Raw genomic sequence first — 25435 nt, 5'->3', positions numbered from 1 at the left:
TTGAGGCCTGGGGCGAGCCGGCCGATCTACCGCAAAGTCAGGGTTTCTTACAAACGCGAAGTCAAACCGGTTGCATGGGCGCCTTTGTTCCCGGGGAAGCGGGCTTGAGCTCCTCCAGGACACGCTTCTTGAGGGCCAGCAGTTCCACGCGCTCCGACAACAGTTGCCGCGTCTCTTCCGTGAGGTCGAACGCTCCCGGCGTCTGCTCTGTCGCGCGCTTTATATAAGTGAGCCGCTCGTCGATGCGCCGCACCATGATTTCCCGGCAGATGGCGAAGAACGCATGCTCGAGCTCCTGGCCTTCCGAGGGGAGCTGGCGCCAGGACGTTTCGATGGCGCGCTTCACGGACTCGGCTGCTTCGAAGAGCGCATCCTGGGTGCCCTGGCCCGACGTGGCATGCGCGAGCGCCATGCGCAGTCCCATGTGGGACAGCTCGTCACAGACACGAAAGACATCCCTGCCGAGCAGGCGAGGCTCCCTCAGCACGGAGGCCACGTAGAGTGCCTCCATGGGCGGGGGCGGCTTCTCGGGCAGCGGGCGAGCGGGCGCGGCAGAACCGCCATCATGCGAGGCCGAAGCGGCGGGCTTGGGCGTGGGGGGCACCTTGCTGCGCAGCGCGGCCTCCACGTCCGCGGAGCGCCAACCGAAGTGCTCCGCGAGGGCGGAGAAGAGCGACGAGCGCACCAGTCCCACGGGCACCTGCGCCGCCACGGGCTTGAGCCGCTCGAGTGCCGCCATCTTCTCCTCGAAAGACGCCCCCTTGCCCTGGGGCAGCAAGGAGGCGAACAGGTAGGCGGTGAGCGGTTGAGCGCCTTCCAGCAGCCGCTCCACACCCTCCGCTCCCTCTCGACGCGCGAAGACGTCTGGATCATCCCCCTGGGGCAGCAGCGCCACCCGGGCGGTCGCCCCGGCGGCGAGCAGCGGACCGGCGAGTCGCTCCACCGCCGCGATTCCCGCCGAGTCCCCGTCCAGGAGCAGCACCAGCTCCCGGGCCTCGCCGCGCTTGAGCACCTGCATGTGGCCGGGGGTGAGGTTGGTGGAGCACAGCGCGACGGCATGGCGCACGCCCACCTGATGCAGGCCGATGCAGTCGAAGTAGCCCTCCACGAGGACGGCGGCCTTGCGCTTGCGGACCTCGTCGCGCGCCTGGTCCATGCCGAAGAGCGTGTCGCTCTTGTTGAAGAGCCGCGACTCGCGCGAGTTGAGGTACTTGGGCCCTTCCTCGGCGCCGACGAGGCGGCCACCGAAGGCGATGGGGCGGCCCTCCGGCGCCCGGATGGGCACCATCAGCCGGCTGCGGAAGAAGTCATAGCAGCCGTCTCCCGTGTTTCGCTTGAGCACCAGCCCGGCCTTCATGGCCCAGTCCAGCATGCCTGTCTTTTGAAAGCGCTCCGCGAGCGTGCTCCAGGCGTTGGGCGCCCAGCCGAGTCCGAAGGACTGCGCCGTCTCTTCCGACACGCCACGACTGGCGATGTAGGCCCGCGCGGAGCGGCCCTCGTCCTGCCAGAGGGTGGCGCGGAAGTGCTCGGCGGCCAGGTCCGTGGCCTCCTTGAGCTGCTGGCGCTCGCGCATGCCCGGGTCCTGCTGCGCCTCCAGGTCGATGCCCAGCTCGCGCGCCAGGTCCCTCACCGCGTCGAGGAACGTCTTGCCCAGGTAGCGCTGGACGAAGGACACCGCGTCCCCGCTCGCCCGGCAGCCGTGGCAGAAATAGAAGTGCTTCTCCGGCACCACGTAGAAGGAGGGGGTCTTCTCCTGATGGAAGGGACAGCGCCCCTTCCACTCGCGGCCCGCCTTCTTCAGCTCCACATGTCGGGAGATGAGGCCCACGAGGTCTACACGCTCGAGGACTTCCTGGATCTTGTGTTCCGGGATCACGTCGGCCACCCCTCGTCCCGCACCTGGGCGGGCGCACTCCCGACATCCTGGCAGCCGGGCCTGACGTCGCCCGTCTGGTCGCCAACCCGCTGGATCACCCCGCCCACGAGGGCGAAGGACCGGCGGCGGGGGGCGGGAAGGATGGCTGGGGACACGTTGGGGCTCCTACGGCCCGGACGGCGCCTCCCTGGAAGGGGTGGGGCGCGCGCGACGGACTGGCCCTGGCACTTAATGACGGGGAGACGGGGGAGCAAGTTTCCGCTCACCCCAATCCCATCCACCCGAGGGGCCGCGGGAGCAAGCGAGCGACCCCGAACGGGTGGGAGACGGCTTCAGGAGAGCTTCGCCAGCTGGGCCTTCACGGCCTCGGAGATGGCTCGGCCCTCGGCCTTGCCCTGGATCTTGGGGGTGAGGTTCTTCATCACCAGGCCCATGTCCTTGGAGCTCGTGGCGCCCACCTCGGCGATGGAGGCCTGGACGGCGGCGGCCAGCTCGTCGGGGGTGAGCTGCTGGGGGAGGTAGCTCTGGAGGATGGCGATTTCGGCCTCTTCCTTCTCCGCCATCTCCGGCCGGTTGCCGGCCTTGAACTGCTCCACGGAGTCGCGACCCTTCTTGATGAGGCCGGCGACAACTGTCAGTACACCCGCGTCATCGAGGGCGGAGGCGCCGGGCTCCACTTCCTTGTACTTGATGGCGCTCTTGATGGCCCGAATGACGGTGGTGCGCGTCTCGGTCTTGGCCCGCATCGAGTCCTTCAGGTCCGCGTCGAGCCGTTCCTTGAGGGTTGCCATATATGCGACTCCGCTGGGGTTGTGGTTCGGGGGGACTGGACGACGGGAGCCAGGGCACCTGACTGCTCGGGGGCGCCCCGGCTCTCACGCCGGCCTCGCAACTAGAACGACTTGCGGGCCTTCTTCACCGCGCGCTTCTTGGCGGCGAGGGCCTTCTTCTTCCGCTTCACGGAAGGCTTCTCGTAGTGCTCGCGCTTGCGGATCTCGGAAAGGATTCCGGCCTTTTCAGTGGCCTTCTTGAAGCGCTTGAGGGCGCTCTCAATGGATTCTCCTTCTTTCACTCGGATACCGGGCATGAGTTCACCTCCTTCCGCCATGCGTCAATGTGTGTGTACTTCAAAAGGGGAGCGGGTATGTCCTAGCGGGAGGTAAAACGCAAGGACGCAGGAGGGAAAACCCGGGGGCGGATGCACTACACTGTCCGCTGCGTGAGCCCTGCCCTCATCCTGATGGTACTGCTGGCGACCGGTCAGCGTGGCGGCACCGGGACGACCGACTGCTGGAACTCCTGCCAACGGCACGTGGCGGACCGGGCCCTCCGGGGCCGCGTGTGTGGCTCCTGCCTGTCCGGGGGACGGGTCGACTCCTGGGTGGCGTCCCTGGGCACGGTCCGGCCGACTCCCCGCGACGCGCTCGCGTCTTCCCGCAAGGACGAGGACTGGCGGGTGCGGTGGGCCTCGGTGCGGGCCGAGGCGAAGGGGAAGGGGATTGCCGAGCGCCGCGTGCTCGCGGAGTGGGTGGCCAGCACGCCCACGTCGGCGGATCTGCAGGCGTGTCTCACGGCGGCACGCGCGGCCGCGGAGGCGGATCAATCCTCGGCGACGTTCCTTCGAGAGGCCGGAGCGCGGGGGCCCGAGGCGGCGGCCCGGGTATGGGCTCGCCGTGAGGCCATCCGGCAGGCGCTGGAGGTGGAGTTGTACTCGGAGGACCCGCGCGCGCGAGGGTCGGCGCTCGCCCACCTGGGGACGTTCATGGGGCGCAAGCCAGCGCGGCTGTTGCTCGATGCCACGGCCTCCAGGCCGGAGAGCACGGATGTCATTGGCGCCAGCGCGTTGAAGTCCGTGGCGCTGCGACAGCGCACCTCGGTGGGGCGCCTCTTGCTGGAGGAGGCGAAGCCCGCGGACGCGGTGCTCGTGAACCGACTCTTCGCCGTGTACTCGCGGGAGTTGGAGGAGCTTCAGCCGGAGCTGACGGCGCCCGAGCCCCGTCGCCGGGATTCGGCGGTGCTGGCGTTGGGCGTCTATGGACCGCTGGCCCGCAGGGAGATGGAGCGCGCGCTGGAGGATGCGGACCCCAAGGTGCGTGGCTCCGCGGCGCGGAAGATGGCGGAAGCGGAGGGCACGTCGCTGCGCGTGGCCGCCGAGCGCCGGGTGGAGGGGCGCGACGCCGCCGTGTCCCGGCCGTGGCTGGAGGCCATGGTGCGGGAGAAGGGCTGCGCGGGCTTCTTCCTGGATGTGGCGGGCAACCCGAGGATGCCCGCGGAGCTGCGGGGCCAGGCGCTGGCGTCACTGGCGGACTGTCGCGAGAGCGAGAACGAGCGGGTGGAGACGCTTTCGCCCTATCTGCGCGACTCGCAGCCCGTGATTCGGGCCGGGGCGGTGCGCGTGCTGGGCTCGATGTCCGTCCGGAGACCCGAGGTGATGGATGCCACCACGCGGGCGCTGGAGGACGACGCGCCGGAGGTGGTGGCCGCCGCGCTGGCGGTGGTCGCGGGGCAGCGCCAGTCGACACGGGGGGACGCGGCCGCGGAGCTGCTGGGCTCGGAGCACCCGGTGGTGCGCGCCGCCGCCGCCCGGGCGCTGGAGGCCATTGGCCGCGCCGTCCACGTGAAGGTGCTGGCGTCCTGCCTGCGCGAGGACCCGGTGCCGGATGTCCGGGTGGCCGCCGCGCTCGCGCTGGGCCGACTGGGCGGGCCGCATGCCGCCGCCGCGCTGTCCGACGCCGTGGCCCGGGACGGGGACACCCACGTCCAGCACGTGTCGCGCGAGGGATTGCGGCGGCTGGGCTTCGGGCCCTGAGCCGAACTCAGGGGCCGCTGATGGCCTTGGCGTCCGAGCGGTTCCGACCCGCGCGCTTGGCCCGGTAGAGGTACTTGTCCGCCGCGGCGATGAGGTCCTCGGGCTGGGAGAAGTCCGAGTCCAGCAACGTCGCCACGCCCAGGCTGATGGTCACCTTGATGGGCGTGCCGCCGAAGACGAAGTCCGCCTTGTCCACCGCGTACCGGCAACGCTCGGCGCAGGCGAGGGCCTGGTCCTCGGCGGACTCGCGCAGCATCAGCGCGAACTCCTCGCCGCCGTAGCGCGCCAGCAGGTCCTCGGTGCGCACGGTGTCGCTGACCCGCTGGGCGATGCGCGTCAGCACGTAGTCACCCGCCGGGTGCCCGTACGCGTCGTTGATCTTCTTGAAGTGGTCCACGTCGAACAGCACCAGCGACAGGTTCACCCGGTGGCGCAGGCAGTAGCTGAACTCCTTGCGCACCGTCTCCAGGAAGTACTTCTTGTTGTAGACGCGGGTGAGGCCGTCGCGCGTCGCCGACTCGTAGATGCTGCGCTGGTACTGCTCCTCCAGTTCGTCCTGGATGGAGAACTTGAGGACGGTGTTGGAGCCAATCTGGATCTTGTCGCCGTCGTAGAGCGGCGCGGCGTTGACCTTCAGGCCGTTGAGGTACGTGCCGTTGGTGCTCGCCAGGTCCACCACCTGGAAGCGCCCGTCGCCCAGCGCCACCACCTTGGCGTGCTTGCGCGAGATTCCGTCGTCCTCCACCTGGAACTGCGCCTCGGAGCTGCGCCCCAGCACCACCTCGGAGCGGTCCAGCTTGAACATCCGGCCGATGCCCGCCGCGGACTTGGCGCTGATGACGATCAGATAAGCGCTCTGCCGCTGGCCGTTGCCCAGCAGGTCCGAAATGGAATGGACGGAAGTTTTCTCCTCGGACATCGCGCCACCCATCTTACGGGCCGTTTTTTCATGGCGGCAAGCATGCTGCCGGCTTCCTTGCCGGCAACCCTCGCCAGGATTGGACTCACCGCGTTGGTTTGTGGCTCCGGCGACCCGGGGGTTCCACTGTCTTGCGTCCGACGGTCAGCTCCCCGGCCACCGGTGTCTGGATGAAGCGCGCGAGCGCCTCCGGAGAGCGGGGGTGATAGGCCAGTCCCTGCATCAGCTTCACCAGCGCCGCCGAGGGCGTCAGGTCCGCGCCGCCCACGGCCCCCTGGGCCAGGGCCGCCGCTCCAGATTCGTAGAGACTGAGATCCACGCCGTTGCGGTGGGCCTGACTCACCACCACGACGGGCACGCCGCGCTCCCGGGCCTGGGTGAACAGGGGCAGGAGCGAGCGCCCGAGGGCCGGGTCGATGGGGAAGTTGCCGGCTCCGTACGCCTCCAGGACGAGTCCCCGGACATGCGGCAGCAACTGCAGGGGCAGGGCGGGGTCCAGCCCGGGGTAGACCTTCAAGAGGAAGACGCGCGGATCCAGCTTCTCGTACAGGCGGAAGGGGCCCTTCGACCGAAGTCCCGGCTCGAACGTCGCGTCCACGCCCAGGGTGCCCAGCACGGGGCAGTTCGGGCTCTCGAAGGCGTCGTACTCGGACACCTTCACCTTGCGCGTGCGGTTGCCCCGGTAGAGGTGCGAGTCGAAGCAGATGGTGACCTCGCGCGGCCCCTGCAGCGCGGACAACACCGCGTCGATGAGGTTGAGCCGCGCATCCGAGCGGACCTCCCCCAACGGCCGCTGGGAGCCCGTCAGCACCACGGGGCAGGGCGGGTTGCGCAACATGAAGGACAGCGCGCTGGCCGTGTAGGCGAGCGTGTCCGTGCCATGGGTCACCACGGCCCCGTCGAAGTCCTTGAGCTGCTGGTGCAGGTGGGTGGCCATGCGCTGCCACAGCTCCGGCTGCATCTCCGAGCTGTCCACGTTGCTGATCAGCTGCAGCTCGATGTCCGCGAGCTGGAAGAGCTCCGGGACGCGGGCCTTGAGCGTCTTGAAGAAGGCAGCGGGGCGCAGGGCGGATGGCCGACCTCCGGCCATCCCCAGCGTGCCACCGGTATGCAGGAGCAGGACTCTGGGCATGATGGGCAAGGGTGCTTCCCTGCCAAGGCTTGCGTTGCTTTACAAGCCCCGCGAGCGTGGCTAAGACCCGCCGCGTGCTCCTCTCCTGCTGGAAGCGTGTCATTCCCCTGCTGGCCGCCGTGGCGCTGACCAGCTCGGGCTGCAAGAACCCGGAGGGCTCCGCGCCCGCCTCGAACCCGGCCCCGGCCGCCGCCCCGGCCGCCGCTCCGGCTCCCGCCGCGACTCCGCCGCCGCCCCCGGCCCCTCCGGCCGCCGCCCCGACGGACCCCGCCGCGGCCCTCTCCGGCATCCCGGGCATGGACTTCTCCTCGCTCTCCGCGGCCTCCAAGCGGGAGCTGGCCACCGTCCTGAGCGACGAGTTCTGCTACTGCGGCTGCCCGCACACCCTGGGCGCCTGCCTGAAGTCGCACAACACCTGCCGCCACGCCAAGCGCATGGCCCGCGTAGCCGCGCGCATGGTGTCCGAGGGCAGCCCCGCCACCGAGGTCATCGTCCAGCTGTCCCAGTACTACGGCGCCTTCCGTGAGCAGCGCGCCCAGTTCAAGGTGGACGACCGGATGTGCATGGGCGCTGTGTCCGCCCCGGTGACGGTGGTGGAGTTCTCCGACTTCGAGTGCCCCTACTGCGCCAAGGCCCGTCCCGTCCTGGAGGCCTTCGCGAAGAAGAATCCGGCCCAGGTGCGCTTCTGCTACCTGCCGTTCCCCCTGTCCAACCATGTCAACGCGGTGCCCGCGGCGCAGGCGGCCCTGTGGGCGCGAGATCAGGGCAAGTTCTGGCAGATGCACGACGCCCTCTTCACCCACCAGGAGAACCTCAAGCCGGAGGCGCTGCCCGCGCTGGCGAAGGGGCTGGGACTGGACGGCGCGAAGCTTACGGCGGTGCTCAAGTCGGACGCCTACAAGCAGGAGTTGGAGGGCTTCCGCAACCAGGGCCGCGCGGCGGGCCTGTCCGGCACGCCGACCGTGTACTTCAACGGGCGCGCGCTCGACCTGAGCTTCATCCAGGAGGACCTGCTCAACCACAGCCTGGAGGATGAGCTGGAGTGGGTGAACAACAAGAACGCCTGGGCAGCCGACTGACACGGAGATGACGCAAAGGTTCCGCATCGACGCGGGGCAGCTCGTCCCCGAGGATCGCCAGAGCCCCTCTCCATTGACGGGGCGCTCGGGGACGTACGCGCTGATGCCCACGTCCCCGGACCTGCTCGTCTTCTCCCGGGGCCCGAGCGAGGGTGGCACCATCGCCGCGCCGCGCGTGGTGCTCTCCGGTGACGCGGGCGGCTTCCCGCTGTCGGACCTGATGGCCTTCCTCAGCCAGTCGCGGTGGAGCGGCATCATCCGCGTCCACTCCCCTGGCGGCGAGCGCTCCGTCACCTTCCGGGACGGCGAGGTGCGCGGCGCCTCGTCGGACGACCCCGCGGACCGGCTGGGCGAGGTGCTGGTTCGCCTGGGCTACGTGGACCGCACGCAGGTGGAGGCCGCGCTCAAGGGGCAGCCCCCGTCCAAGGTGGGCCGCGCCCTGGTGGAGAAGGGCTTCCTGCAGGCGCACGACCTCTTCAAGTGCGTCACGCATCAGGTGAGCGAAATCTTCCACGCCATCGTCCTGTGTCGGGAGGGGAGCTTCTTCCTCATCGACCAGCCGGTGGATGAGAAGGCGAGCCACTCCATCCAGCTCTCCACCCAGAGCCTGTTGATGGACAGCATCCGGAAGATCGACGAGATGGCTCACTTCCGGAAGCGCATCCCCCATGGCCGGCTGTACGTGGCGCGCAAGCGTGCCTCGGATGGGAAGCTGGAGGAGGATGAGGACCGGGTGCTGGGGCTGCTCGACGGCCGGCGCACCATCCTGGAGCTGGGCCACGCCGCCCGCCTGTCCGAGTTCGACATCACCAAGGTCGTCTTCCGGTTGCTGGAAGGCGGCTTCGCGTCGCTGACGGACAAGCCGCTGCTCGTGCCCGCCGGCCCCGTGCCGACGGTGGGGCCCACCGGGGCCCAGACTCCGGCCACGCCCGTGCCCGCGGGCCCAGGGCGTCCGGTCGCGAGCGCCGCTCCGGCGGTGGACCCTCGCCCCGTGGCGCGCGTGTTCAACTTCATCTTCCGGGAGATTCGCGACGAGGTGGCCAAGCAGGGCATGGACCGTGAGTTCATCGCCGCCGCCAACGCCGCGTTGTCCGGACAGGCCTTGTCGTCCTCTCCCGTGCTGGAGGGCCTGGCCTTCCAGTCGGATGGGAGCCTGGCCGAGCCCCGGTTGATGGATGCCTTCGAGCGGCACCGCGCCCAACTGGGCAGCGAGCCGCTGGCGTCCTTCAAACAGGCGCTCAGTGACGTGATGTTCTTTTTGCTGTTCCAGGCCGGTGAGCTTCTGGAGTCGCGCGCGGACGAGGACCTCGCCCGTCGCGTGAAGGAGCTGCTGGCGACGCTCGAGGGGCCGTGACGACGGATTCGGATTGGCCGCGGTTGACGGCGGATGTGCCTGGTTGTGGTGGTGCCTTCAAGCTGGTTCCCGAAGACTTCGAGGTCGAGGAGCTTCCCGCCTACCAACCGTCGGGCGAGGGAGAGCACCTCTACCTGTGGCTGGAGAAGCGCGGCCGGGACACGCGCGAGGTGGTGCGGGCGCTGGCCTCGTCGCTGGGCGTGTCCGAGGACGACATCGGCGTGGCGGGGATGAAGGACCGGCAGGCCGTCACGCGGCAGTTGCTCTCGGTGCCCGCGCGCGCGGAAGCGCGACTGGGGGAGTTCGCGCTGGAGGGCGTGCAGGTGCTGTGGTCGAAGCGGCACGGCAACAAGCTGCGCACCGGCCACCTGCGGGGAAATCGCTTCAAGCTGCGCCTGCGGGGCGTGCGTGACGTGGAGGCCGCGCGAGAGTGCTTCTCGCGACTGTCCGCGGGCGGTGTTCCCAACTACTTCGGCGAACAGCGCTTCGGCCGTGCGGGAGACAACGCGGACCTGGGCAGGTTGCTGGTGCTGGGGCAGCGGCTTCCGAAGCGGCCCGAGCGCTTCCAGCGCAAGCTGTACCTCTCCGCCTTCCAGTCGCGCATCTTCAACCGGGCGCTCGCGGAGCGCGTGCGTTCCGGCACCCTGTCCACCGCGCTGCTCGGTGACGTGCTGCGCAAGGAAGAGACGGGCGGCCTCTTCGTATGCGAGGCGCCGGATGTGGATGGTCCGCGCGTCGCGTCGTTCGAGGTGAGCCCCGCCGGGCCGTTGTTCGGCCCGAAGATGACGGCCGCCACGGGCGCGGTGGGCGAGTTCGAGGCGAGCCTCCTGGTCGGAGAGGGCGTCACGCCGGATGACTTCAAGCGCGGTGGGGGCGAGACGGAAGGAGGGCGCAGGCCGTATCGCGTCCGCCTGGGCTCGCCCGAGCTGACGCCGGAGGGCGAGGACCTGTGGCTCGCGTTCGAGCTGCCCCGGGGCGCGTACGCCACCGAGGTCCTCCACGAGCTGCTGAAGGACGACTGACGTCCTCTCGCTGGGGTGATGCCCTGGCGCGAGGCCTGATGGGCGCGCCCGCGCGGGCCCTTTCGTCCGCGACTCCTCTGGGATGTTGCGCTCGCGTGCGTGACTTCCAGGGCAGCGGATGCGCTGAAAAGCAACGCGCCCTCGGGACCTGTTCCCGGAGGCGCTGACCGTGCATGTCCCGGCCTTGGGGGCTGCGTACGCCGTGCACCCTGTGCGGCGAGCGTGAATGCCCCGGCCTTGGGGGCTGCGTACGCGGGACACCCGTCGCGTACACCGTGTGCGGCGAGCGTGAATGCCCCTGCCTTGGGGTGGGGGACCGCCTGCTGTGTGACTTCGGCCGGGCGGAGAGATGCCCGGCGTGAAGCCCTGGCGGGCCGCTCGCCCGTGCGTGCTGTCGAGGACACCCCACGCGCTGAAAAGCGAAGCGCCTCCTCGGGACGGAAGCCCGGGAGGCGCTGACCCTGCTTGCCCCGGCCTTGAGGTGGCCGGGGCGGGGCTGCCTACTGCGTGACGATGTTGAACTCCGTGCGGCGGTTCTGCGCACGGCCCGCCTTGGTGGTGTTCGGCGCGATGGGACGCGTCTCGCCGAAGCCCACCGCTTCCATGCGGCCCGGGTCGATGCCCCTGCGCAGCAGCTGCGCCATCACCGCGTCGGCGCGCTTCTGCGACAGCTTCAGGTTCGACTCATCCTTGCCGAGCGAGTCCGTGTGGCCCTCGATGCGGACCTTCTGAATCCAGGGCGCATCCCTCAGGGCCGATGCCACGTCCTCGAGGATGGCGGTGCTCTGCTTGCCGATGATCTTCGCGGAGCCGGACCCGAAGAGGATCTGCTTCTTGATTTCAATCCGGTCCTTCTTGATGACGACGTTCTTGTACTGCTTCGGGCAGCCGCGCTCTTCCTTCGTGCCGGGCTCATCCACGCACGCATCGAGTCGGTCCACCACGCCGTCATTGTCCGTGTCCTTGTCCGCGCAGCCGCTGTTCTCCGGCGGACCCGCCTCGGTCGGGCACTTGTCCTGCGCATCCGCCAGGCCGTCCGCGTCGTTGTCCAGGTCCGGGCAGCCGTCCTCATCCTGGAAGCCGTCCTTGTCCTCGGGCTCGTCGGGGCACTTGTCCTGCCCGTCGTTGACGCCGTCGCCGTCCTTGTCCGGGCAGCCCATGTTCTGCATGGAGCCCGTCTCGTTGGGGCACTTGTCCTGGGCGTCGACGATGCCGTCGTTGTCGTTGTCCAGGTCCGGGCAGCCGTCCTCGTCCTGGAAGCCGTCTTTGTCCTCGGCCTGGTCCACGCACTTGTCCAGCGGGTCGACGATGCCGTCGCCGTCGCGGTCCTTCGGCGCCTCGGCCGGGCAGCCCTGGTTGTCGGCGACTCCCGCCAGCACCGGGCACTTGTCGTTGGCGTCGAGCACGCCGTCGTTGTCGTTGTCCGCGTCGGGGCAGCCGTCCTCGTCCTGGAAGCCGTCCGTGTCCTCGGCCTGGTCGGGGCAGGGGTCGTCCTTGTCCAGCACTCCGTCCCCGTCGCTGTCCGTCTCCTCGATGCGGACCACCACCTGGGGCTGCTGCGGCTTGGTCTCCGTGGGCTGCTGCGGCTGCTGCGGGGCCTCCGGGCGCTCACGCACCAGCACCTGGCGCGGACCGCAGTTCTTCGACAGCTCCAACGCCCGGTCCACCGCCGTGTCGGCGACGCGGACGTGCGAGGCGGCGCGGCCGCTGTTGCCCTGGCTCAGCTCACCCTTGGCGAAGTCGAGGTAGGCCTCGGCGGTGGCCAATTCCACCGGGGCGCAGCGCAAGGCGCCGCTGCGGCGGGCCCGCTCGACATCCGCGGCGAGCACCTGGGTGTCCGCGCGAATCTTGCTGCCGCTCACACAGCCGGCGACCAGGAGGAGGGACAGCAGCGCTGCAAGGGAGGGACGCGTCATCGGGAGCGCTCGGTGCGTCACGGGTTCGGGGTCCGTTCGCCAGTGCCAGTGTCGGAATCGCTGCCAGCCACGGACATCGCCTTCTCGCGGGCTTCATTGGCGAAGCGGGAGGCCTTCACCGCGAAATCCACACCGGCTTGATAGTCGGAGTAGCCAACCTCCTCGCGAGCCTTCTCCAGATACAGGTTGGCGGCGGTCCACTCGTACGGGGCCAACTTGTCGGCCCCAGCCGTGCGCGCTGCCTGAATCTGGACTTCGGCGTCGAGGATGTTCGCGGTGGACTTCACGGGGCCGCACGCGGTGAGCGCCCCCGCCACCGCCACCAGCACCGTCAGGTTCTTCATAGGGTGGCGCCTCTAGAGGAGGGAAAGAGGCATCGGTCGTATCAATCGCCTCTTGGGGGGTCAAGAATCGGGCATACCCCGTTGAGGAGGGGGGCCGGCCGGTGCCTGGGACTTTGACGACTGGCGCCACCCTTGCCATCGTCCCCCTCCCGTGCGCCCGTCCGTCCTCTCCGCCCGCTTCCTGGTGTTGCTCGCGCTGCTCCTACCCCCCCTGGCCCTGTCCGCCCAGGCCTCCGCCGCCAAGCGCGGCGAGCGCCGTGCCGAGACGGAAAAGGTCATCCAGACCGTCATTCAGGGAGGAGCCGTCCCCGCCGCCGTCTCCCGGCTGCGCTACCTGCGCGAGGAGCCCTATGCCGCCGACCTCATCAACGAATCCATGCGCCGGGTGCTGGAGGAGCGGGTCCGCCGCAACCTCGTCGCGGTGCTGGCGGGACTGGACACGCGTTCCGCGGAGCCGGCCCTGGTCCGCTTCGCCGGCGACGGCGACAGCACGGTGCGCATGTACGCCGCGCAGGGCCTGGCCCGGCTGAAGAGCCGCAACGTCCAGGTGCTGCTGCCGCTGCTGGATGACAAGAGCAGTGGGGTTCGCCGGGACGCGGCCCGGGCCCTGGGCGCCTCGCGCAACCCGAAGATGGGCAAGGCGCTGATGGCGGCCGCCAAGCAGGAGCAGGAGCTGGAGGTGCGCGCCATCATGCTGGCCGCCGCGGGTGAGACGGGCGACGCCAAGCAGGTGAAGCCCCTCAAGGAGTACCTGACCAACGACTCGGAGAGCACCCGCTTCGCGGCGGCGCGCGGCCTGTGCCGCCTGGGCTCGCCCGAGGGCTTCGCCTTCGCCAACAAGCTGCTCGGCGCGCAGGACCGCTTCGTGCGCCGGCAGGGGCTGGAGTTGTTCGAGGGAGTCGCCGCCAAGAAGGCCACCCCCGCGCTCAAGCCGCTGCTGGAGGACAAGGACCGGGGCCTGGCCGCCGGCGCCGCGCGCATCCTCTACCAGGGTGGAGACAGCGCCATGCTGGACTGGCTGGTGCTGGCCTCGTGGAACGCCAAGGGCGAAGAGAAGCTGTCGTACGAGAAGGAACTGGAGACGCTCCAACTCCAGGATGACCGGCGCAAGGCCATCCTCCGAAGGGCGGGCGTGGCGCAATGACGTGGGCGGTGGTGCTGGCCGCGGCGCTCGTCACCCAGGCGACCCCGGCCTCCTCGACGAAGGACTCCGCCACGCCCGGCGCGGCGCGGATTCTCGACTCCGGCTCGGCGGCGGCCCAGGCGGCCACGGCCACCCCCGCGCGCCCCAACGGCTGGACGGGCATGGACGCGAGCGCCTTCGCCGCCCTGGTGTCGGAGGCGTCCAACGCGCCGTTGACCGAGCGGCTGCTGTCCATGAGCCAGCGCTTCGTCAACACGCCCTATGTCCTGTCTCCGCTGGGAGAAGGCGCGGGCGTCGACCCTGATCCAACGTTCCGCCTGGACGCGGTGGACTGCCTCACCTTCGTCGAGCAGTCCCTGGCGCTGGGGCTCGCGCGCACGGAGCCGGAGGTCGCGCCGCTGCTCGAGCACATCCGCTACGCCCAGGCCCCGGCCTATGAGGACCGCAACCACCTCATGGAGGCGCAGTGGCTGCCCAACAACATCCGCAAGGGCTTCCTGCGAGACGTGACACGGCGCTTCGGGGGCGAGGACGCGGTGGCCGTCACGAAGACGCTGACGCCCGTGACCTGGCAGTCCCGCTCGTCCCAGTCGCTCCAACTCCCCAAGGCGCGTCAGCCGGTGGGCACCTTCGCGATGAACATGATTCCGCTGGAGCGGGTGATGGAGCACGCGCGCTCCATCCCCTCCGGCACCATCCTCGTGGTGCTGCGCGAGGACCTTCCGCTGAAGGCCACCCGCGTGACGCACCTGGGCTTCGTGGTGCAGCGCAAGGGCCGCACCTACCTGCGCCATGCCTCGCGCGGGGGCTACAACCGCGTCGTGGACGAAGACTTGGAGACCTTCCTCGGCCGCAACTCCCGCTATGCGAAGTGGAAGGTCACCGGGGTGAGCCTCTTCGAGGCCCGCCGTCCGGAGTCCTCCGCGCCCGGCGCCGTCGTCCGCTCACCCTGATGTTCAGAGGGCGGATGGGGGGGCGGCCGACTGCTCGGTCTCCCGCTCCTCGTCCTCGGCGGCCCTGACGGCCTCGTCGTTGGTGGCCGCTTCCTGGGCCCGCTCCCGCTCGATGAGGGCGGCGGCGCGCTCCTGCTGCTCCTCGGGCACCAGGATTTCCCACCAGGGAAGCAGGGTGCCCGTGGTCAGCTTGTCCACCACGCCCGAGCGACCCGCGCGCACCAGCACCGGGATGTCCGTCTCCTGGAGCAGCTCCACGAAGACCTCCACCATCAGCGGGTTGTCCGTGGTGCCCGCGCGCACGAAGACGCGCTTGTCCAGTTCATGCGGGAGCGGGAGCCCCCGGCTGCGCATCTCTCCTACGTCCACCAACCGTGGGTTGCCTGGACAGTCCGAGCATTGCTCGATGTCGTCCCGATATTCCGATCCGCACCTGGCGCAGTACTTCATGTCTGTCCCTCCTGCCCGTGGATGTCCTGGAGGGACATAGTAGGTCTGGTGTCCTGCCGCGGCACCGGGGGCCAGTCCTTCCGTTCACTGCCGGGCGTCGTCGTCGCCCTGCCAGCGGCGGGCCTCGTCTCCCAGGCTGCCGACGGCGCTGCTCAACCGCTCCACGTCGATGGGCTTGCGCAGCACCAGGTCACAGTGCTCGGCGCCGTCCACCTGGGTGTATCCGGAGACGAGGATGACGCGGGTGCGTGGCGCACGAGCCTTCACCCGCCGGGCGAGCTCCGTGCCGCACAGCCCCGGCAGCGACTCGTCCGTCACCACCACGTCCGGGAGCGTGCTCTCGAAGGCCCGCAGGCCCGCGAGTCCGTCGTGGGCGGTGACCACGTCGAACTCGAACTCGAGCAGCTCCGCGAGGAGCTCCCGGCTGTCACCATCGTCCTCTACGAGGAGGACCTTGATTCGCTCGGCACCCATGCGTCTGGGTAACTCTGGCCCTTGTCGGATTCGTCCGCCGCGAGGACGCGGGGACCGGTGCCTCGTCGCCTGGAGGGCAGGCGGGTGGAAGAGCCCCCCTCACCGGCGGGCGGGAGGCTGTCCATCTTCGAGCCTTGGAGGTGATGCCATGAAGGTGTTGATGCGGGGCGTGCATCTGACCCTGACGGAGTCGCTGAGGGACTACCTGCAGGAGCATCTGGTGCGCCACATCGAACGGTATGCGGACGACGAGGCGGCGGAAATCGACATCTCGCTGGTGGACATCAACGGTCCGAAGGGTGGGGTGGACAAGGAGTGCCGGGTGACGGTGCGCATGCCAAACTTCGCTTCCGTGCATGTCACCGAGCGGGCGGAGACGCTGTTTCCCGCCATCGACGCGGCGCGTGACCGGCTGGAGCGCACCCTGCGCAAGGCCGTGGACAAGCGCCGTGACGTGCACACGGACGGGCTGCCCGACGACGTGGCGGCGAACGTTCCGAGCTATTAGCCGGGGGCCTGCCTCGGTGTAGGGCCCGGTCTTCCCGGTCGTCCACCGGGCGGCCGGGCCCGCGTTGTCCGCTGCCCGAATCTTGCTGGGTCCGAATGGTGAACGCTATAAGCGGAACCCTTCACCCATGGGCTAAAGGACGGCGATGGTCCGCCTCAAGTTCCTCCTCTTCGCGTTCCTGGTCATTGGACTGGGGCTTGCTCATCTCCCGATGCTGTCGGGACCGCTTCGCGCGCGCGCGGTGGACGGAGCCACGGCCCAGTCCGCCTCGGGTGTTGCCGAGGTGGCGCGTCGCGTGGACGCGCGTCGCGCGGAGGTGCAGGCGCTGGCGCTGAAGCTGGCCGCCACGCCGGACGTCGCCTCCGCTGTCCACGCGCTGCTTCCCCCCAAGCCCGTCGCCTCCGTGCGTCCCCCGTCGCGGGACAAGGACAAGGCCGACGACAAGGACGCCCTCCAGCCGCTGACGGCGGAGCGCTTCACCGCTGTGCGGACGGCCGTCGAGGCCGTGCTGCCCAAGGAGCTCAAGGGCGCGGTGGTGGCGCTGGCCGCGCCGGACGCCGCGTTCCATGCCGTCGCGGGCGCGGAGCCGTCCTCGGATGCCACGAAGCTGGACGTCGCCGCGCTGGCGAAGGCCGGCACCTCGGTGGTGGACGCGCTCGGTGCGGCGCACGTTTTCGCCTCGGTGCCCGTGCTGTGGGGCGGGGACTTCGGCATGCAGCCGGCGGTGACGCTGGTGGTGGGCGCGCCGCTGCTCGACGAGGGCGCGCTGGAGGCCGCGGTGCAGGCCACCGGCGTCTCCGCGCTCGGGTTGGTGAAGGGGGACTCGGTGACGGCCGTGGGGCCGGACAAGTTGCTCGCGGAGGGCTCGCTGGCGCAGGTGGCGGCCAACGCGAGCGGAGTGGTGCTGCGCCGCGGGAGCCTCCAGAACCTGGGCCCGCTGGGCCTGCCTCTCATGACGGAGGGCGATGCCATGGGAGGCAAGGCGCCCCTGTCGGTGGGCTCTCGCCGCGCGCTGGAAGGCACGCCGCTGGAAGTGCTCGCGGTGGCCGGGACGCAGCCGGTGCTGGGTGCGCTGGCGGACTACCAGCAGAACGCGCTCGTCGCGCTGGCGGGGCTCCTGGGCCTGACGCTGGTGTGGACGGTGCTGATGGGTGGCTCCCGCTCGGGCTCTGGCGACGACGTGCAGGGCACCTCCGACACGCTCAGCCTGTCGGCCGCGATGGCGGCGAATGCGCAGATGCACGCGCAGGTTCCTCACGCGCCGCAGCCGGTGGCGCCCACGCCGACGCCAGGTCCGCTGCCAGACCCGTTCGCCTCGGCTCCGTTCGCCGCCCCGCCGACGCCGGGCCCGTTGCCGGACCCGTTCGCGCGTGGGGCTCCTCCTCCGGCGGTGGCTCCCCTGTCGGATCCGTTCTCCATGGCGCCCCCGCCTCCGGCGGCCCAGCCCTTCGGCTCGGCGGACCCGTTCTCCATGGCGCCTCCGCCTCCGGCGGCCCATCCGTTCGGCTCGGGGGACCCCTTCGCGCTGCCGCCTCCGGCCCCCGCGCCGGTGTCGAACCCGTTCGCTTCGGCGGATCCGTTCGCGCAGGCGGATGCGTTCCCGTTCCCCGCGCCGCCTCCCGCGATTCCGCCGCCTCCCGCGGCCAGTCCGTTCGGTTCGTCGGGCGCGTCCATGCCCTTCGAGCCCGAGCCGGGTGGCTTCTCCGCCTCGGGTGAGCCCCTGTCGACGGCGTCGCCTCGGCGCGGCGCTTTCGCCTTCGAGGACCAGCCCACGGCGGCGTACACGCTCCAGCAGGCGGCGAACCCGTTCGCCCTGGCGGCTGCTCAGTCGCCGGACAACCCGGAGACGACGCGCGTCGCGGCCATTCCGCGCGAGCTGCTCCAGGCCAGCGCCCGGCCGGCCGAGGTCCCCATTCCGTTGCCGCCTCGCGCGGGGGGGCCCGCCGCCATTCCTCTCCCGGGCGCGGGCCCGTCGGGCAACTCCGCGGTGGCGCTCTCCGAGGAGCAGCACTTCCAGGAGGTCTTCCGCGAGTTCGTCACCACCCGTGAGCGGTGTGGCGAGCCGGCCGACGGCCTGACGTACGACAAGTTCGTGCAGAAGCTGCGCAAGAACAAGGAGCAGCTCGTCCAGAAGTACGCCTGCAAGACGGTGCGCTTCCAGGTCTACGTGAAGGAAGGCAAGGCCGCTCTCAAGGCCACGCCCGTCAAGGACTGAGCGCGGCTTCCACCGCGTGACGACATCGGAGCCCGGGGCGACACATCGCCTCGGGCTCTGTGCTTTTCAGGTGCTGGTGCTGAACCGGGCCCGGGCGATGGCCCCTGGCGAGGCTGCCTACGGGGCGCTCGCGGCGCCGGTCGCCATGAGGTCCGCGCGTGGGAGCACCACGCTGAAGCGCGCGCCCTGGCCCGGCTCTCCGCCGACCTCGAGCTTGCCGCCATGCTCCTGGAGGATGCGCGCGGCGATGGCCAGCCCCAGGCCCGTTCCGCCGTCCTTGGTGGTGAAGTAGGGCTCGAAGATGCGGGCGCGGTGCTCGGCGGGGATGCCCGGGCCGCTGTCCTCGACTTCGATGATGGCGTCCGCGTCGGTGCCCTTCACTCGCACGCGCAGGTGGCCACCCTTGCCGGTCATGGCCTCCTCGGCGTTCTTCACCAGGTTGACCAGCACCTGCGTCAGCATGTCCCGGTCCACGCGCGCCACCACGCCCGTCTGGAGCGCCGGGAGTATCTGGATGCCCTCGGGAGGTGTCGCGTAGAGGGCCAGCACGCTCTGCGTCAGCTCGGACAGGTCCACGGGCGCCAGTTGCGGCTTGGGCATCCTCGCGAAGCGGCTGAACTCGTCGACGATGCGCCGCAGCCGGTCCACCTCTTCCAGCACCACGCCCGCGCTCTCCTTGAAGAACTCCGGGAAGCGAGGGTGCCCGGCCTCCTGCGCCGCCAGCAGCGTCTCCAGCGACATGCGGATGGGCGTCAGCGGGTTCTTGATTTCGTGGGCCAGTCGCCGCGCCACTTCCTGCCACGCGGCGATGCGCTCACTGGCCACCAGTCGTTCCGTCGTCGCCTTCAGCTCGGACGTCATGTGGTTGAACGTCCGGACCAGCTCGCCCACCTCGCCCGTGGCGGCGGCCGTCACCTGGACATCCAGCGCGCCTTCCGCCACGCGCCGGGCACCCTCGGTGAGCGCCTCCACCGGCCGGGTCATCCACCGCGACACCAGCAACCCGAGCAGCATGGCGAAGGCGCCACCCAGTCCGGCCAACAGGAGGAAGGCGCGCATGACGCCTTCCTCGGCCTCGCGCGCGGCGGCACGGCTGAAGACGAGTCGCACCGTGGCGGCGTCGCCCAGGGGCAGCTCGCGCGCCACCGTGGGAGGCAGCGCCGTGCCGGCCCGGGCCAGCTCGGTGTCACCAGAGACGAGCGAGACTTGCGCCTGGGTCAGCCGCGCGAGGTGCTGGGCCAGACTGTCGTCGAGCAGCACCCCGCCCACCGCCCACAGGCGCAGGTCCCCGTAGTCCACCGGGCGCGCGGTGACGAGCGCCGGCATCTGTCGCAGGCCCGAGGAGGTGCGCACCTCCACTCGCACCGGGACGGGCTTCGACGAGGCCACTTTCGTGACGGCGAAGAGGGCCGGGTCCGGGTCTCCGCGCCGCGCGGGCAGGTGTCCGGAGGACAGCACCGTGCCGCCCCGGTCGAAGAGGGCGAGCACCGTCAGTCCCCGCGTCTTCATCAGCGCTTCCGCCGTGCCGGCTTGAATGGCTCGGGTGGGGCGCTCTCGGGCCTCGCGGGCGAGGTCCTCCATGGCGGCGCTGTCCACCAGCTCCTCCACCGCGCGTCGGGCGGTGGTGGCCGAGCGCTCCAGCGACTCCTGGGCGCTGGTGGTGGCGGCCTGCATCCGTGCGTCCAGTTCACGGGACAACGTGTCGCGCAGGCGCGAGAGGGTGGGCAGCACCACCACCGCGAGCGGCACCAACGCGAGCAGGGCGAAGGCGAGGGCCAGCCGGGTCCTCAGGCGCAAGGGGCCATCCTCCAGACCGCGCCTCGTGGCCAGCAACTCAAGCGGTCCTCGACGCCCTCCCTCGCGCGCGTCATGGACGCCCCCCGGTCCCCGCTCCCTCGGGTGGAAGAATGAAGGCGCCGTCCAGCATGGGCAGGCCCTGCGCATCCATCACCAGTCCGCCCACTTCCGGCACCACGCGCAGCCCGAGCCCTTGCGCGTACAGCGGGAGCAAGGGCAGCGATGCGGCGAGCGCCAGGGCCCGCTCGCGAACCCGAGCATCCCGCGCCGCCGCGTCCGACAGCGCGCCGATTGCGGGCAGCTCCACGCCCAGCAGGTCCTTGCGCCCCCCCGCGTCCAGCACCACCGCCAGGGCGGGGCCAGGAACAGGCGGAAGGAGCAGCGCGTGCAGCATCAGCTCGAAGTCGCCCTTGGCCCAACGGGCGCGCAGCGCGGAGCGCGTGAGGGGCTCCAGGGCCACGGTGTAGCCCCGCTCGTGCAGCTTCACCTGGATGCGCTCGGCCACCGCGCGCTGGTCCTCCAGCGCCGCGTCGTAGACGAGCGTCACCGTGCGCGCCGGACCCGATGCGGGCGCCGCCGGGCGAGGCTTGGGCCCCTGTTGCATCAGCGCGGGTGGCAGCAGGTGCGGCATGGGCACCGCCGGGCCGCGCACGAAGAGGCGCGTGAGGTCCTCGCGGTCGATGGAGCTCTCCACTGCCTGCCGGAAGTCCGCCGGAACGCGCCGGGGCGAGAAGGCGAGATAAGTGGCGTAGAGCAGTGCGCCCGACGCGTTGTCCGTCTCCGAGGCGACCCCCAGCTCCAACTGTGCCTGCCGGGTGGACCAGAGCCGGGCCAGTCCCCGCTCATCCGTGGAGGTGAGCAGCAGCCGGTCCAGGTACGGGCGCCCACGTGGCCAGCCGAGCTGCGCATCCAGCGTCCCGCGCCCCGCCGAGGAGAACGGGCCCGGAGTCGACGAGGCCACGGGCGCGGCCAGGGCCGGGTGGCACAGCGCGCGCTCCAAATCGGGCCACGGAAACGAGAGCGCGAGCTCCAGCGAGGCACCGCTCGCGTTGACCTGCCGTCCCTCGCCGCGCAGCGGATAGAGCAGGGCGCGGTAGGGCGAAGCCCCTTCGGTGCTGGACAGTCGCATCCACGCACGCGCCAGGGCACCCGCCGTGGCGGCATTGGGGAGCATCACCCGCGCGGATTGCGGAGTAGGGCGCGACAACTCACGGGCCAGCGTGGGGCGCGCCTCGCCTTCCGGTGTCACAGCGCAGACAGGCCGGGACAACAGCCCCAGCAGCGTGGCTTCGAGAGGAGTGTCGGCGAGCGCGGGCTCTCCAATCTCGGGCGGCCCGGCATGGGCCACGCGCAGCTCTCCGCCATAACGGGGCCGTCCGGCCGCGAGCGCGGACGCGGAGCCCAGGAGCACGAGACTGGCGAGGGCGATGCGACGGGACTTCATGGAGCACCCTGGCGAAGGAGGAACAGCTCACCGGTGCCATCCGGCTTCCACAGGCCCACGACCACTTCACGGCGCTCGTCGCCATCCAGGTTGGCCGTCACCACGAACAACGCGCGCCCCGCGGGCAGCGCGCCCTGCCACAGCGGCTCGTGCACCGTGGGGTCTCCTCCGTTGAGGGAGTGGACGCGGAGCACGTCCGGTGAAGGCTGGAGCAGGGTGGACGTGGTGATCAGCTCCGGCGTGCCGTCTCCGTCCAGGTCGCCCAGGGCACTGCCCGCGCCCAGCGCGCTCAGCCGCGTCGGCGCCGCACCCGCGCGCGGATAGAGTGAGCCGGTTCCATCCGCGTGCACGAAGAGCATCCTCGGCGGCGCGAGGCTCGCGGTGGTGAAGGGCGCGGAGGGTGTCACGGGCTTGCCGTCCGCGAGCCGCACCTCGGCCTGGAACGCGGTCTGCCCGGGGACGAAGCTTCCTCGCTCCACGGGCCCCAGCGGCGCGCTGTCCAGCGTGCCCACGGGCCGCAGCGTGCTTCGACCCTTCTCCAGCACGAGCACTTCTCCGTGCGCGCGACGCGTACTCCACGCGGCCAGCCGGGGTGGCCCCGACAGCACGGCCAGCGCGCCAAAGGGCTCCCGCGTGGCGGCGTTGCCGAAGGGCAGTGCGCCCAGCTCCCTGCGGGCCAGCAGCCGTCCATCCGCCGCGAAGACGGACACGTCCGCCTCCGTCAGCACCGCGATTTCGTCGCGGCCATCCCCGTCCAGGTCTCCCGCCGCGAGCGCCGCCACGGGCTGCTCCAGCCGGACCAGCGTCGCACCCAGAAGTCGGATGCCCCGAGGACCACTCGTGGGAGGCGACGTCGTCGAGGGGGCCACCGAGGCCAGGGCGAGCACCTCCGCGTCCGCGTCCACCGACTCGACGAGCGCGCCCGCCGGCCGAGCGGGGCGTGTCGGCGCGCGGCCCGACCAGAAGTTGACCCACGTGCCCAGCGCGTCCCCACGGGCCCGCAAGGCGCCTGCCTCCACATCCAGCGTCAGCCTCACCAGCGTGCGCGCCCCCTGTGCGCGCGCCACGCCCTCGGCGGCCTCGGCGCTCGCGGCGTCCACCACGGTGGGAGCCAGTCCCTCCGCCGACAGTCGCGCGGCGAGCACGCTGCCCACGGCGCGTCGCAGCTCGGCCGAGCCTCCCGAGAAGTACAGCGCCACGGGCGCTTCGGCGGGCAGGGCGCGCACGGAGGCGGACAGCTCCCGCGCGAGTCGCTGGACGGCCGAGGCGGTTTCGTCGGGGGAAGTCTGCGATGCGGCACTGGCCGCGAAGGCGAAAAGCAGCGGTGCGAGGACCCGGGCTCGGCTCACAGACCCTTCCTGTTGCCTTCGTTGAGGAAGAACTCGTCGGTCGTCACCTGGCCCGGAGGCGGGGCCTCGGCGGTGGGCTGGGTGCCCTCGAGGAACGGCTCCAACCGGCCTGGGACGGAGGCGCCGGCCAGCAGTCCGGTGACGGGGTCGATGCGAACCTGGAGGATGCCGGCGGGCACCTCGAAGTCGCGCGCGGGCAGGCCCTCGTGGGCCACGCGCATGAACTGGAGCCAGATGGGCAGCGCGGCGCGCCCACCCGTCTCACTGCTCCCCAGCGGCGAATTGTCGTCGAAGCCCACCCACGCGCTGGCCACCCAGTCCATCGTGTAGCCGGAGAACCATGTGTCCTTGGACTCCTGCGTGGTGCCCGTCTTGCCCGCGGCGGGGCGGTTCAGCTCGCGCACGGCCTTGGCCGTGCCTTCCTCCACCACGCTGCGCATCAGGGACGTGGTGAGGTACGCGACGGCGGGCGCAAGCGTCTCCTCGAAGGCCGGCTGATGCTCCTCCAATACCTTGCCGCGCGAGTCGCGCACGCGCAGCAGCATGAGCGGCTCCGCGTAGCGGCCATTCGACTGGAGCGTGGAGTAGGCGTTCACCGCCTCCAGCATCGTCACCTCGCCGGTGCCCAGCGCCAGCGTCAGGTTCTCCGGCAACGGCGAGTGGATGCCCGCCCGGCGCGCGAAGTCGATGACGGTGGGGGGCGTGAGCGCCTCGATGAGGCGCACGGACACCGTGTTCTTCGACTTGGTGAGGGCCGTGCGCAGCGTCATCGGCCCTTCGAACCGCCGGTCGTAGTTCTGCGGCTTCCACGCCTTGCCTGTGTACGGGTCCCGGATGGACTCCGGCGCGTCGTTCACTTGAGACAGCGGCGTGTAGCGTCCGCTGCCCAGCGCCGCGGCGTAGAGGAAGGGCTTGAAGGACGAGCCCGGCTGACGCCTGGCCTGCGTCGCGCGGTTGAACGACGAGCGCGCGGCGTCATACCCGCCCACCAGCGCCACCACGTTGCGGTTCTCCGGGCGGATGACCACGAGGCCACCTTGCACGAGCGGCACCTGGTCCAGCGTGGCCTCCACGAACGCTGGCGCGGGAGGCGCCTTCAGGATGCGCACGTAGACGAGCTGCCCCTTGGCGAACACATCCGAGATGTTCTTGGGCGCGCCCTTGCCCTTCTGCCGGGCCCACGTGACGGTGGAGTACGCAATCTCCGCGGTGCGGCCCACCAGGTCCACGCGCGCCACGTTCCGCTTCTCGTCCAGCTCAGTCACGTAGCCCGTCAACCGCAGCCCTTCCGACAGGGGCTTCAGCAGCACGGCGCGCACCATCAACTCCTCCTCGGAGGGAGGGGCCTCGTCCTCTGGCGTGAGGTCCGGGCGCTGCTCCTCCGCGCCGTCATCCTCGGTCTCCCCCTTCGGTTCCGGTGTCGCCGCCTTCTCCGCCTGCGCGAGCGGCGCCAGGTCCGCCACGTAGCCCTGGTCCTTCAGTCGGCGGCCCGCCTCCTCGATGCGCGTGGCGACCATGCCGCGCAGGCGAGCCCACTTCTCATCTTCCAGCGTGCCTCGCGGACCCCGGTAGCCCTGTCGCCTGTCCACGGCCTCCAGGCCCTCACGCACGGCCTGCTCGGCGGCGACCTGGAGCTTGGGCACCATGGCGATGTCCACCCGCAGGCCACCATTCATCACCGCGTGCTCGCCATAGCGCTCGATGAGCGTGCGACGAATCTCCTCGGCGTAGTACGGGCCCACGCCCCGCTCGGGACGCGGGGCCAGGACGATGGGCTTGTCCAGCTCCGCTTCCGCCACGTCGCGCGGCACGAAGCCATGGTTGGCCATCTGCCCCAGCACGTACCGCTGACGCGACTTCGCCCGCGTCATGTTCGTCTCCGGGTTGATGCGGTGGGGAATCTGCACCGTGCCCGCCAGCACCGCGGCCTCGCCCACGTTCAACTCCTTGGCGTGCTTGCCAAAGTAATAGAGCGCGGCCTCCTCCACGCCGTAGCGGCGCTTCCCGTAATAGGACTGGTTGATGTAGAGGCCGAGAATCTGGTCCTTGGTGAGGGCCTCCTCGACGCGCGGGGTGAGGATCCACTCGCGAATCTTGCGCGACAGGCTGCGCTCGGGCGTGAGCAGCAGGTTCTTCACCACCTGCTGCGTAATCGTGGACGCGCCGGACTTGCGGCTGCCGGGGATGAGGTTCTTGATGGCGGCGCGGGCGATGCCGAACGGGTCCAGGCCCACGTGCTTGTAGAAGTCCGCGTCCTCGGCGGCCAGGAAGGCATCGCGGACATGGGGCGGCAGGTCCGCGACGCGCACCACGGTGCGCTTCTCATGCGCGTACTCGGCGCAGATGCTCCCGTCCGCGCACGTCACCTTGGTGACCTGGGGCAGCTCGTAGTGCTGGAGCGCGTCCACCGAGGGCAAATCCCGGCTGTAGTAGACGTACGCCCCCACGCCGACCAGCACGACGAGCAGCAGGCCCACGGCGCCGGTGATGAGCAGCCGCCGGGTCCACTTCCAGAGGCGCGCGCCAAACCCGGGGCGTGGCGGAAGGGGCGCGGGCGCCGGGACGGGAGGCGGGGGAGCTTCGGGCGGAGTGGGCATCACAGGGGCCAGGGTCATGTGCTTCTCGACGGGGGCTGCACGTTAGACCAAGT

Annotated in this window: 21 protein-coding genes; 8 read left to right on the top strand and 13 right to left on the bottom strand. The window is 70.7% G+C overall.

Translation table 11 applies throughout. From position 1 onward, the window contains the following. Positions 1-61: 61 nt before the first annotated feature. The 3 genes from dnaG to rpsU form a co-directional block, all read right to left on the bottom strand. Entirely contained in the window at positions 62-1876 is a 1815-nt protein-coding gene (gene dnaG, locus HUA76_RS15575) for a DNA primase (RefSeq protein WP_174461318.1), read from the bottom strand. Positions 1877-2208: 332 nt separating this feature from the next. After that, positions 2209-2667: a GatB/YqeY domain-containing protein gene (locus HUA76_RS15570; RefSeq protein WP_141644121.1), complete on the bottom strand. Its 459-nt coding sequence runs from the start codon at positions 2665-2667 to the stop codon at positions 2209-2211. 101 nt (positions 2668-2768) lie between these two features. Next, positions 2769-2963, bottom strand: a complete 195-nt coding sequence (gene rpsU, locus HUA76_RS15565) for a 30S ribosomal protein S21 (RefSeq protein ID WP_002614080.1) — start codon at positions 2961-2963, stop codon at positions 2769-2771. A 111-nt stretch (positions 2964-3074) separates the two neighbouring features. Between rpsU and HUA76_RS15560 the strand changes: the two genes are divergently transcribed. Beyond that, entirely contained in the window at positions 3075-4685 is a 1611-nt protein-coding gene (locus HUA76_RS15560; RefSeq protein ID WP_174461317.1) for a HEAT repeat domain-containing protein, read from the top strand. Between the two features lie 7 nt (positions 4686-4692). On the opposite strand, the gene HUA76_RS15555 is transcribed toward HUA76_RS15560, so the two are convergent. Together HUA76_RS15555 and HUA76_RS15550 are read right to left on the bottom strand one after the other, a co-directional pair. Beyond that, positions 4693-5604, bottom strand: coding sequence for a GGDEF domain-containing protein (locus HUA76_RS15555; RefSeq protein WP_141644120.1), 912 nt, complete (start codon positions 5602-5604; stop codon positions 4693-4695). A gap of 85 nt (positions 5605-5689) precedes the next feature. Next, positions 5690-6736, bottom strand: a complete 1047-nt coding sequence (locus HUA76_RS15550; protein WP_141644119.1) for an asparaginase — start codon at positions 6734-6736, stop codon at positions 5690-5692. Between the two features lie 56 nt (positions 6737-6792). Here HUA76_RS15550 and HUA76_RS15545 point away from each other — a divergent pair, with 56 nt between their 5' ends. The 3 genes from HUA76_RS15545 to truD are packed head-to-tail and all read left to right on the top strand — an operon-like array spanning position 6793 to position 10191. Beyond that, complete coding sequence (locus tag HUA76_RS15545) at positions 6793-7815, top strand: DsbA family protein (RefSeq protein ID WP_371823480.1); 1023 nt, start codon at positions 6793-6795, stop codon at positions 7813-7815. Positions 7816-7822: 7 nt separating this feature from the next. After that, entirely contained in the window at positions 7823-9169 is a 1347-nt protein-coding gene (locus tag HUA76_RS15540; protein WP_141644118.1) for a DUF4388 domain-containing protein, read from the top strand. Next, positions 9166-10191 (top strand): tRNA pseudouridine(13) synthase TruD, encoded by a 1026-nt coding sequence (gene truD, locus HUA76_RS15535; protein WP_141644117.1) that lies wholly within the window; start codon positions 9166-9168, stop codon positions 10189-10191. Before HUA76_RS15540 ends, truD begins: the two co-directional genes overlap by 4 nt. A gap of 500 nt (positions 10192-10691) precedes the next feature. Here truD and HUA76_RS15530 read toward each other — a convergent pair whose 3' ends face one another. Beyond that, positions 10692-12107, bottom strand: a complete 1416-nt coding sequence (locus tag HUA76_RS15530; protein ID WP_174461316.1) for an OmpA family protein — start codon at positions 12105-12107, stop codon at positions 10692-10694. Between the two features lie 17 nt (positions 12108-12124). Continuing rightward, complete coding sequence (locus HUA76_RS15525; protein WP_141644115.1) at positions 12125-12451, bottom strand: DUF4398 domain-containing protein; 327 nt, start codon at positions 12449-12451, stop codon at positions 12125-12127. 151 nt (positions 12452-12602) lie between these two features. Between HUA76_RS15525 and HUA76_RS15520 the strand changes: the two genes are divergently transcribed. Then, entirely contained in the window at positions 12603-13595 is a 993-nt protein-coding gene (locus HUA76_RS15520) for a HEAT repeat domain-containing protein (protein ID WP_141644114.1), read from the top strand. Continuing rightward, positions 13592-14548 carry an N-acetylmuramoyl-L-alanine amidase-like domain-containing protein gene (locus HUA76_RS15515; protein WP_174461315.1) on the top strand — a complete coding sequence of 319 codons (957 nt, stop codon included), beginning with the start codon at positions 13592-13594 and terminating at the stop codon, positions 14546-14548. Before HUA76_RS15520 ends, HUA76_RS15515 begins: the two co-directional genes overlap by 4 nt. Positions 14549-14551: 3 nt before the next feature. Here HUA76_RS15515 and HUA76_RS15510 read toward each other — a convergent pair whose 3' ends face one another. Both HUA76_RS15510 and HUA76_RS15505 read right to left on the bottom strand, forming a co-directional pair. Further along, on the bottom strand, positions 14552-14902 hold the full coding sequence (locus tag HUA76_RS15510; protein WP_254614252.1) for a putative signal transducing protein: 351 nt from the start codon (positions 14900-14902) through the stop codon (positions 14552-14554). Between the two features lie 180 nt (positions 14903-15082). Next, on the bottom strand, positions 15083-15472 hold the full coding sequence (locus tag HUA76_RS15505) for a response regulator (RefSeq protein WP_141644111.1): 390 nt from the start codon (positions 15470-15472) through the stop codon (positions 15083-15085). 148 nt (positions 15473-15620) lie between these two features. On the opposite strand from HUA76_RS15505, the gene hpf reads away from it, so the two are divergent. Then, positions 15621-15980: a ribosome hibernation-promoting factor, HPF/YfiA family gene (gene hpf, locus HUA76_RS15500; RefSeq protein WP_141644110.1), complete on the top strand. Its 360-nt coding sequence runs from the start codon at positions 15621-15623 to the stop codon at positions 15978-15980. 145 nt (positions 15981-16125) lie between these two features. Further along, positions 16126-18195 carry an MXAN_5187 family protein gene (locus tag HUA76_RS15495; protein WP_174461314.1) on the top strand — a complete coding sequence of 690 codons (2070 nt, stop codon included), beginning with the start codon at positions 16126-16128 and terminating at the stop codon, positions 18193-18195. Between the two features lie 117 nt (positions 18196-18312). On the opposite strand, the gene HUA76_RS15490 is transcribed toward HUA76_RS15495, so the two are convergent. The 4 genes from HUA76_RS15490 to HUA76_RS15475 all read right to left on the bottom strand — a co-directional run bounded on the left by HUA76_RS15490 (position 18313) and on the right by HUA76_RS15475 (position 25400). Continuing rightward, positions 18313-19992, bottom strand: coding sequence for a PAS domain-containing sensor histidine kinase (locus HUA76_RS15490; RefSeq protein ID WP_174453411.1), 1680 nt, complete (start codon positions 19990-19992; stop codon positions 18313-18315). A 70-nt stretch (positions 19993-20062) separates the two neighbouring features. Beyond that, complete coding sequence (locus HUA76_RS15485; protein WP_174453412.1) at positions 20063-21436, bottom strand: peptide ABC transporter substrate-binding protein; 1374 nt, start codon at positions 21434-21436, stop codon at positions 20063-20065. After that, entirely contained in the window at positions 21433-22785 is a 1353-nt protein-coding gene (locus tag HUA76_RS15480; RefSeq protein WP_174453413.1) for a VCBS repeat-containing protein, read from the bottom strand. Before HUA76_RS15480 ends, HUA76_RS15485 begins: the two co-directional genes overlap by 4 nt. Next, positions 22782-25400, bottom strand: coding sequence for a penicillin-binding protein 1A (locus HUA76_RS15475; RefSeq protein WP_174461313.1), 2619 nt, complete (start codon positions 25398-25400; stop codon positions 22782-22784). The genes HUA76_RS15480 and HUA76_RS15475 overlap by 4 nt, the downstream gene beginning before the upstream one ends. Between the last annotated feature and the right edge of the window lie 35 nt (positions 25401-25435).

The organism is Myxococcus sp. CA056, assembly GCF_013336715.1.
Taxonomy (GTDB): domain Bacteria; phylum Myxococcota; class Myxococcia; order Myxococcales; family Myxococcaceae; genus Myxococcus; species Myxococcus llanfairpwllgwyngyllgogerychwyrndrobwllllantysiliogogogochensis.
Note: the sequence above shows the minus strand (reverse complement) of the source record. Positions and strands in the feature narration are given on the sequence as shown.

Bases quoted from the DNA above. Each gene is read 5' to 3' on its own strand.
- HUA76_RS15525 (WP_141644115.1), bottom strand. From the start codon at position 12,451: ATGAAGAACCTGACGGTGCTGGTGGCGGTGGCGGGGGCGCTCACCGCG.
- HUA76_RS15550 (WP_141644119.1), bottom strand. From the start codon at position 6,736: ATGCCCAGAGTCCTGCTCCTGCATACCGGTGGCACGCTGGGGATGGCC.
- HUA76_RS15510 (WP_254614252.1), bottom strand. From the start codon at position 14,902: ATGCGCAGCCGGGGGCTCCCGCTCCCGCATGAACTGGACAAGCGCGTC.
- HUA76_RS15505 (WP_141644111.1), bottom strand. From the start codon at position 15,472: ATGGGTGCCGAGCGAATCAAGGTCCTCCTCGTAGAGGACGATGGTGAC.
- HUA76_RS15485 (WP_174453412.1), bottom strand. From the start codon at position 21,436: ATGAAGTCCCGTCGCATCGCCCTCGCCAGTCTCGTGCTCCTGGGCTCC.
- HUA76_RS15495 (WP_174461314.1), top strand. From the start codon at position 16,126: ATGGTCCGCCTCAAGTTCCTCCTCTTCGCGTTCCTGGTCATTGGACTG.
- hpf (WP_141644110.1), top strand. From the start codon at position 15,621: ATGAAGGTGTTGATGCGGGGCGTGCATCTGACCCTGACGGAGTCGCTG.
- HUA76_RS15540 (WP_141644118.1), top strand. From the start codon at position 7,823: ATGACGCAAAGGTTCCGCATCGACGCGGGGCAGCTCGTCCCCGAGGAT.
- HUA76_RS15570 (WP_141644121.1), bottom strand. From the start codon at position 2,667: ATGGCAACCCTCAAGGAACGGCTCGACGCGGACCTGAAGGACTCGATG.
- HUA76_RS15560 (WP_174461317.1), top strand. From the start codon at position 3,075: ATGCACTACACTGTCCGCTGCGTGAGCCCTGCCCTCATCCTGATGGTA.
- rpsU (WP_002614080.1), bottom strand. From the start codon at position 2,963: ATGCCCGGTATCCGAGTGAAAGAAGGAGAATCCATTGAGAGCGCCCTC.
- HUA76_RS15475 (WP_174461313.1), bottom strand. From the start codon at position 25,400: ATGACCCTGGCCCCTGTGATGCCCACTCCGCCCGAAGCTCCCCCGCCT.
- HUA76_RS15555 (WP_141644120.1), bottom strand. From the start codon at position 5,604: ATGTCCGAGGAGAAAACTTCCGTCCATTCCATTTCGGACCTGCTGGGC.
- HUA76_RS15515 (WP_174461315.1), top strand. From the start codon at position 13,592: ATGACGTGGGCGGTGGTGCTGGCCGCGGCGCTCGTCACCCAGGCGACC.
- HUA76_RS15530 (WP_174461316.1), bottom strand. From the start codon at position 12,107: ATGACGCGTCCCTCCCTTGCAGCGCTGCTGTCCCTCCTCCTGGTCGCC.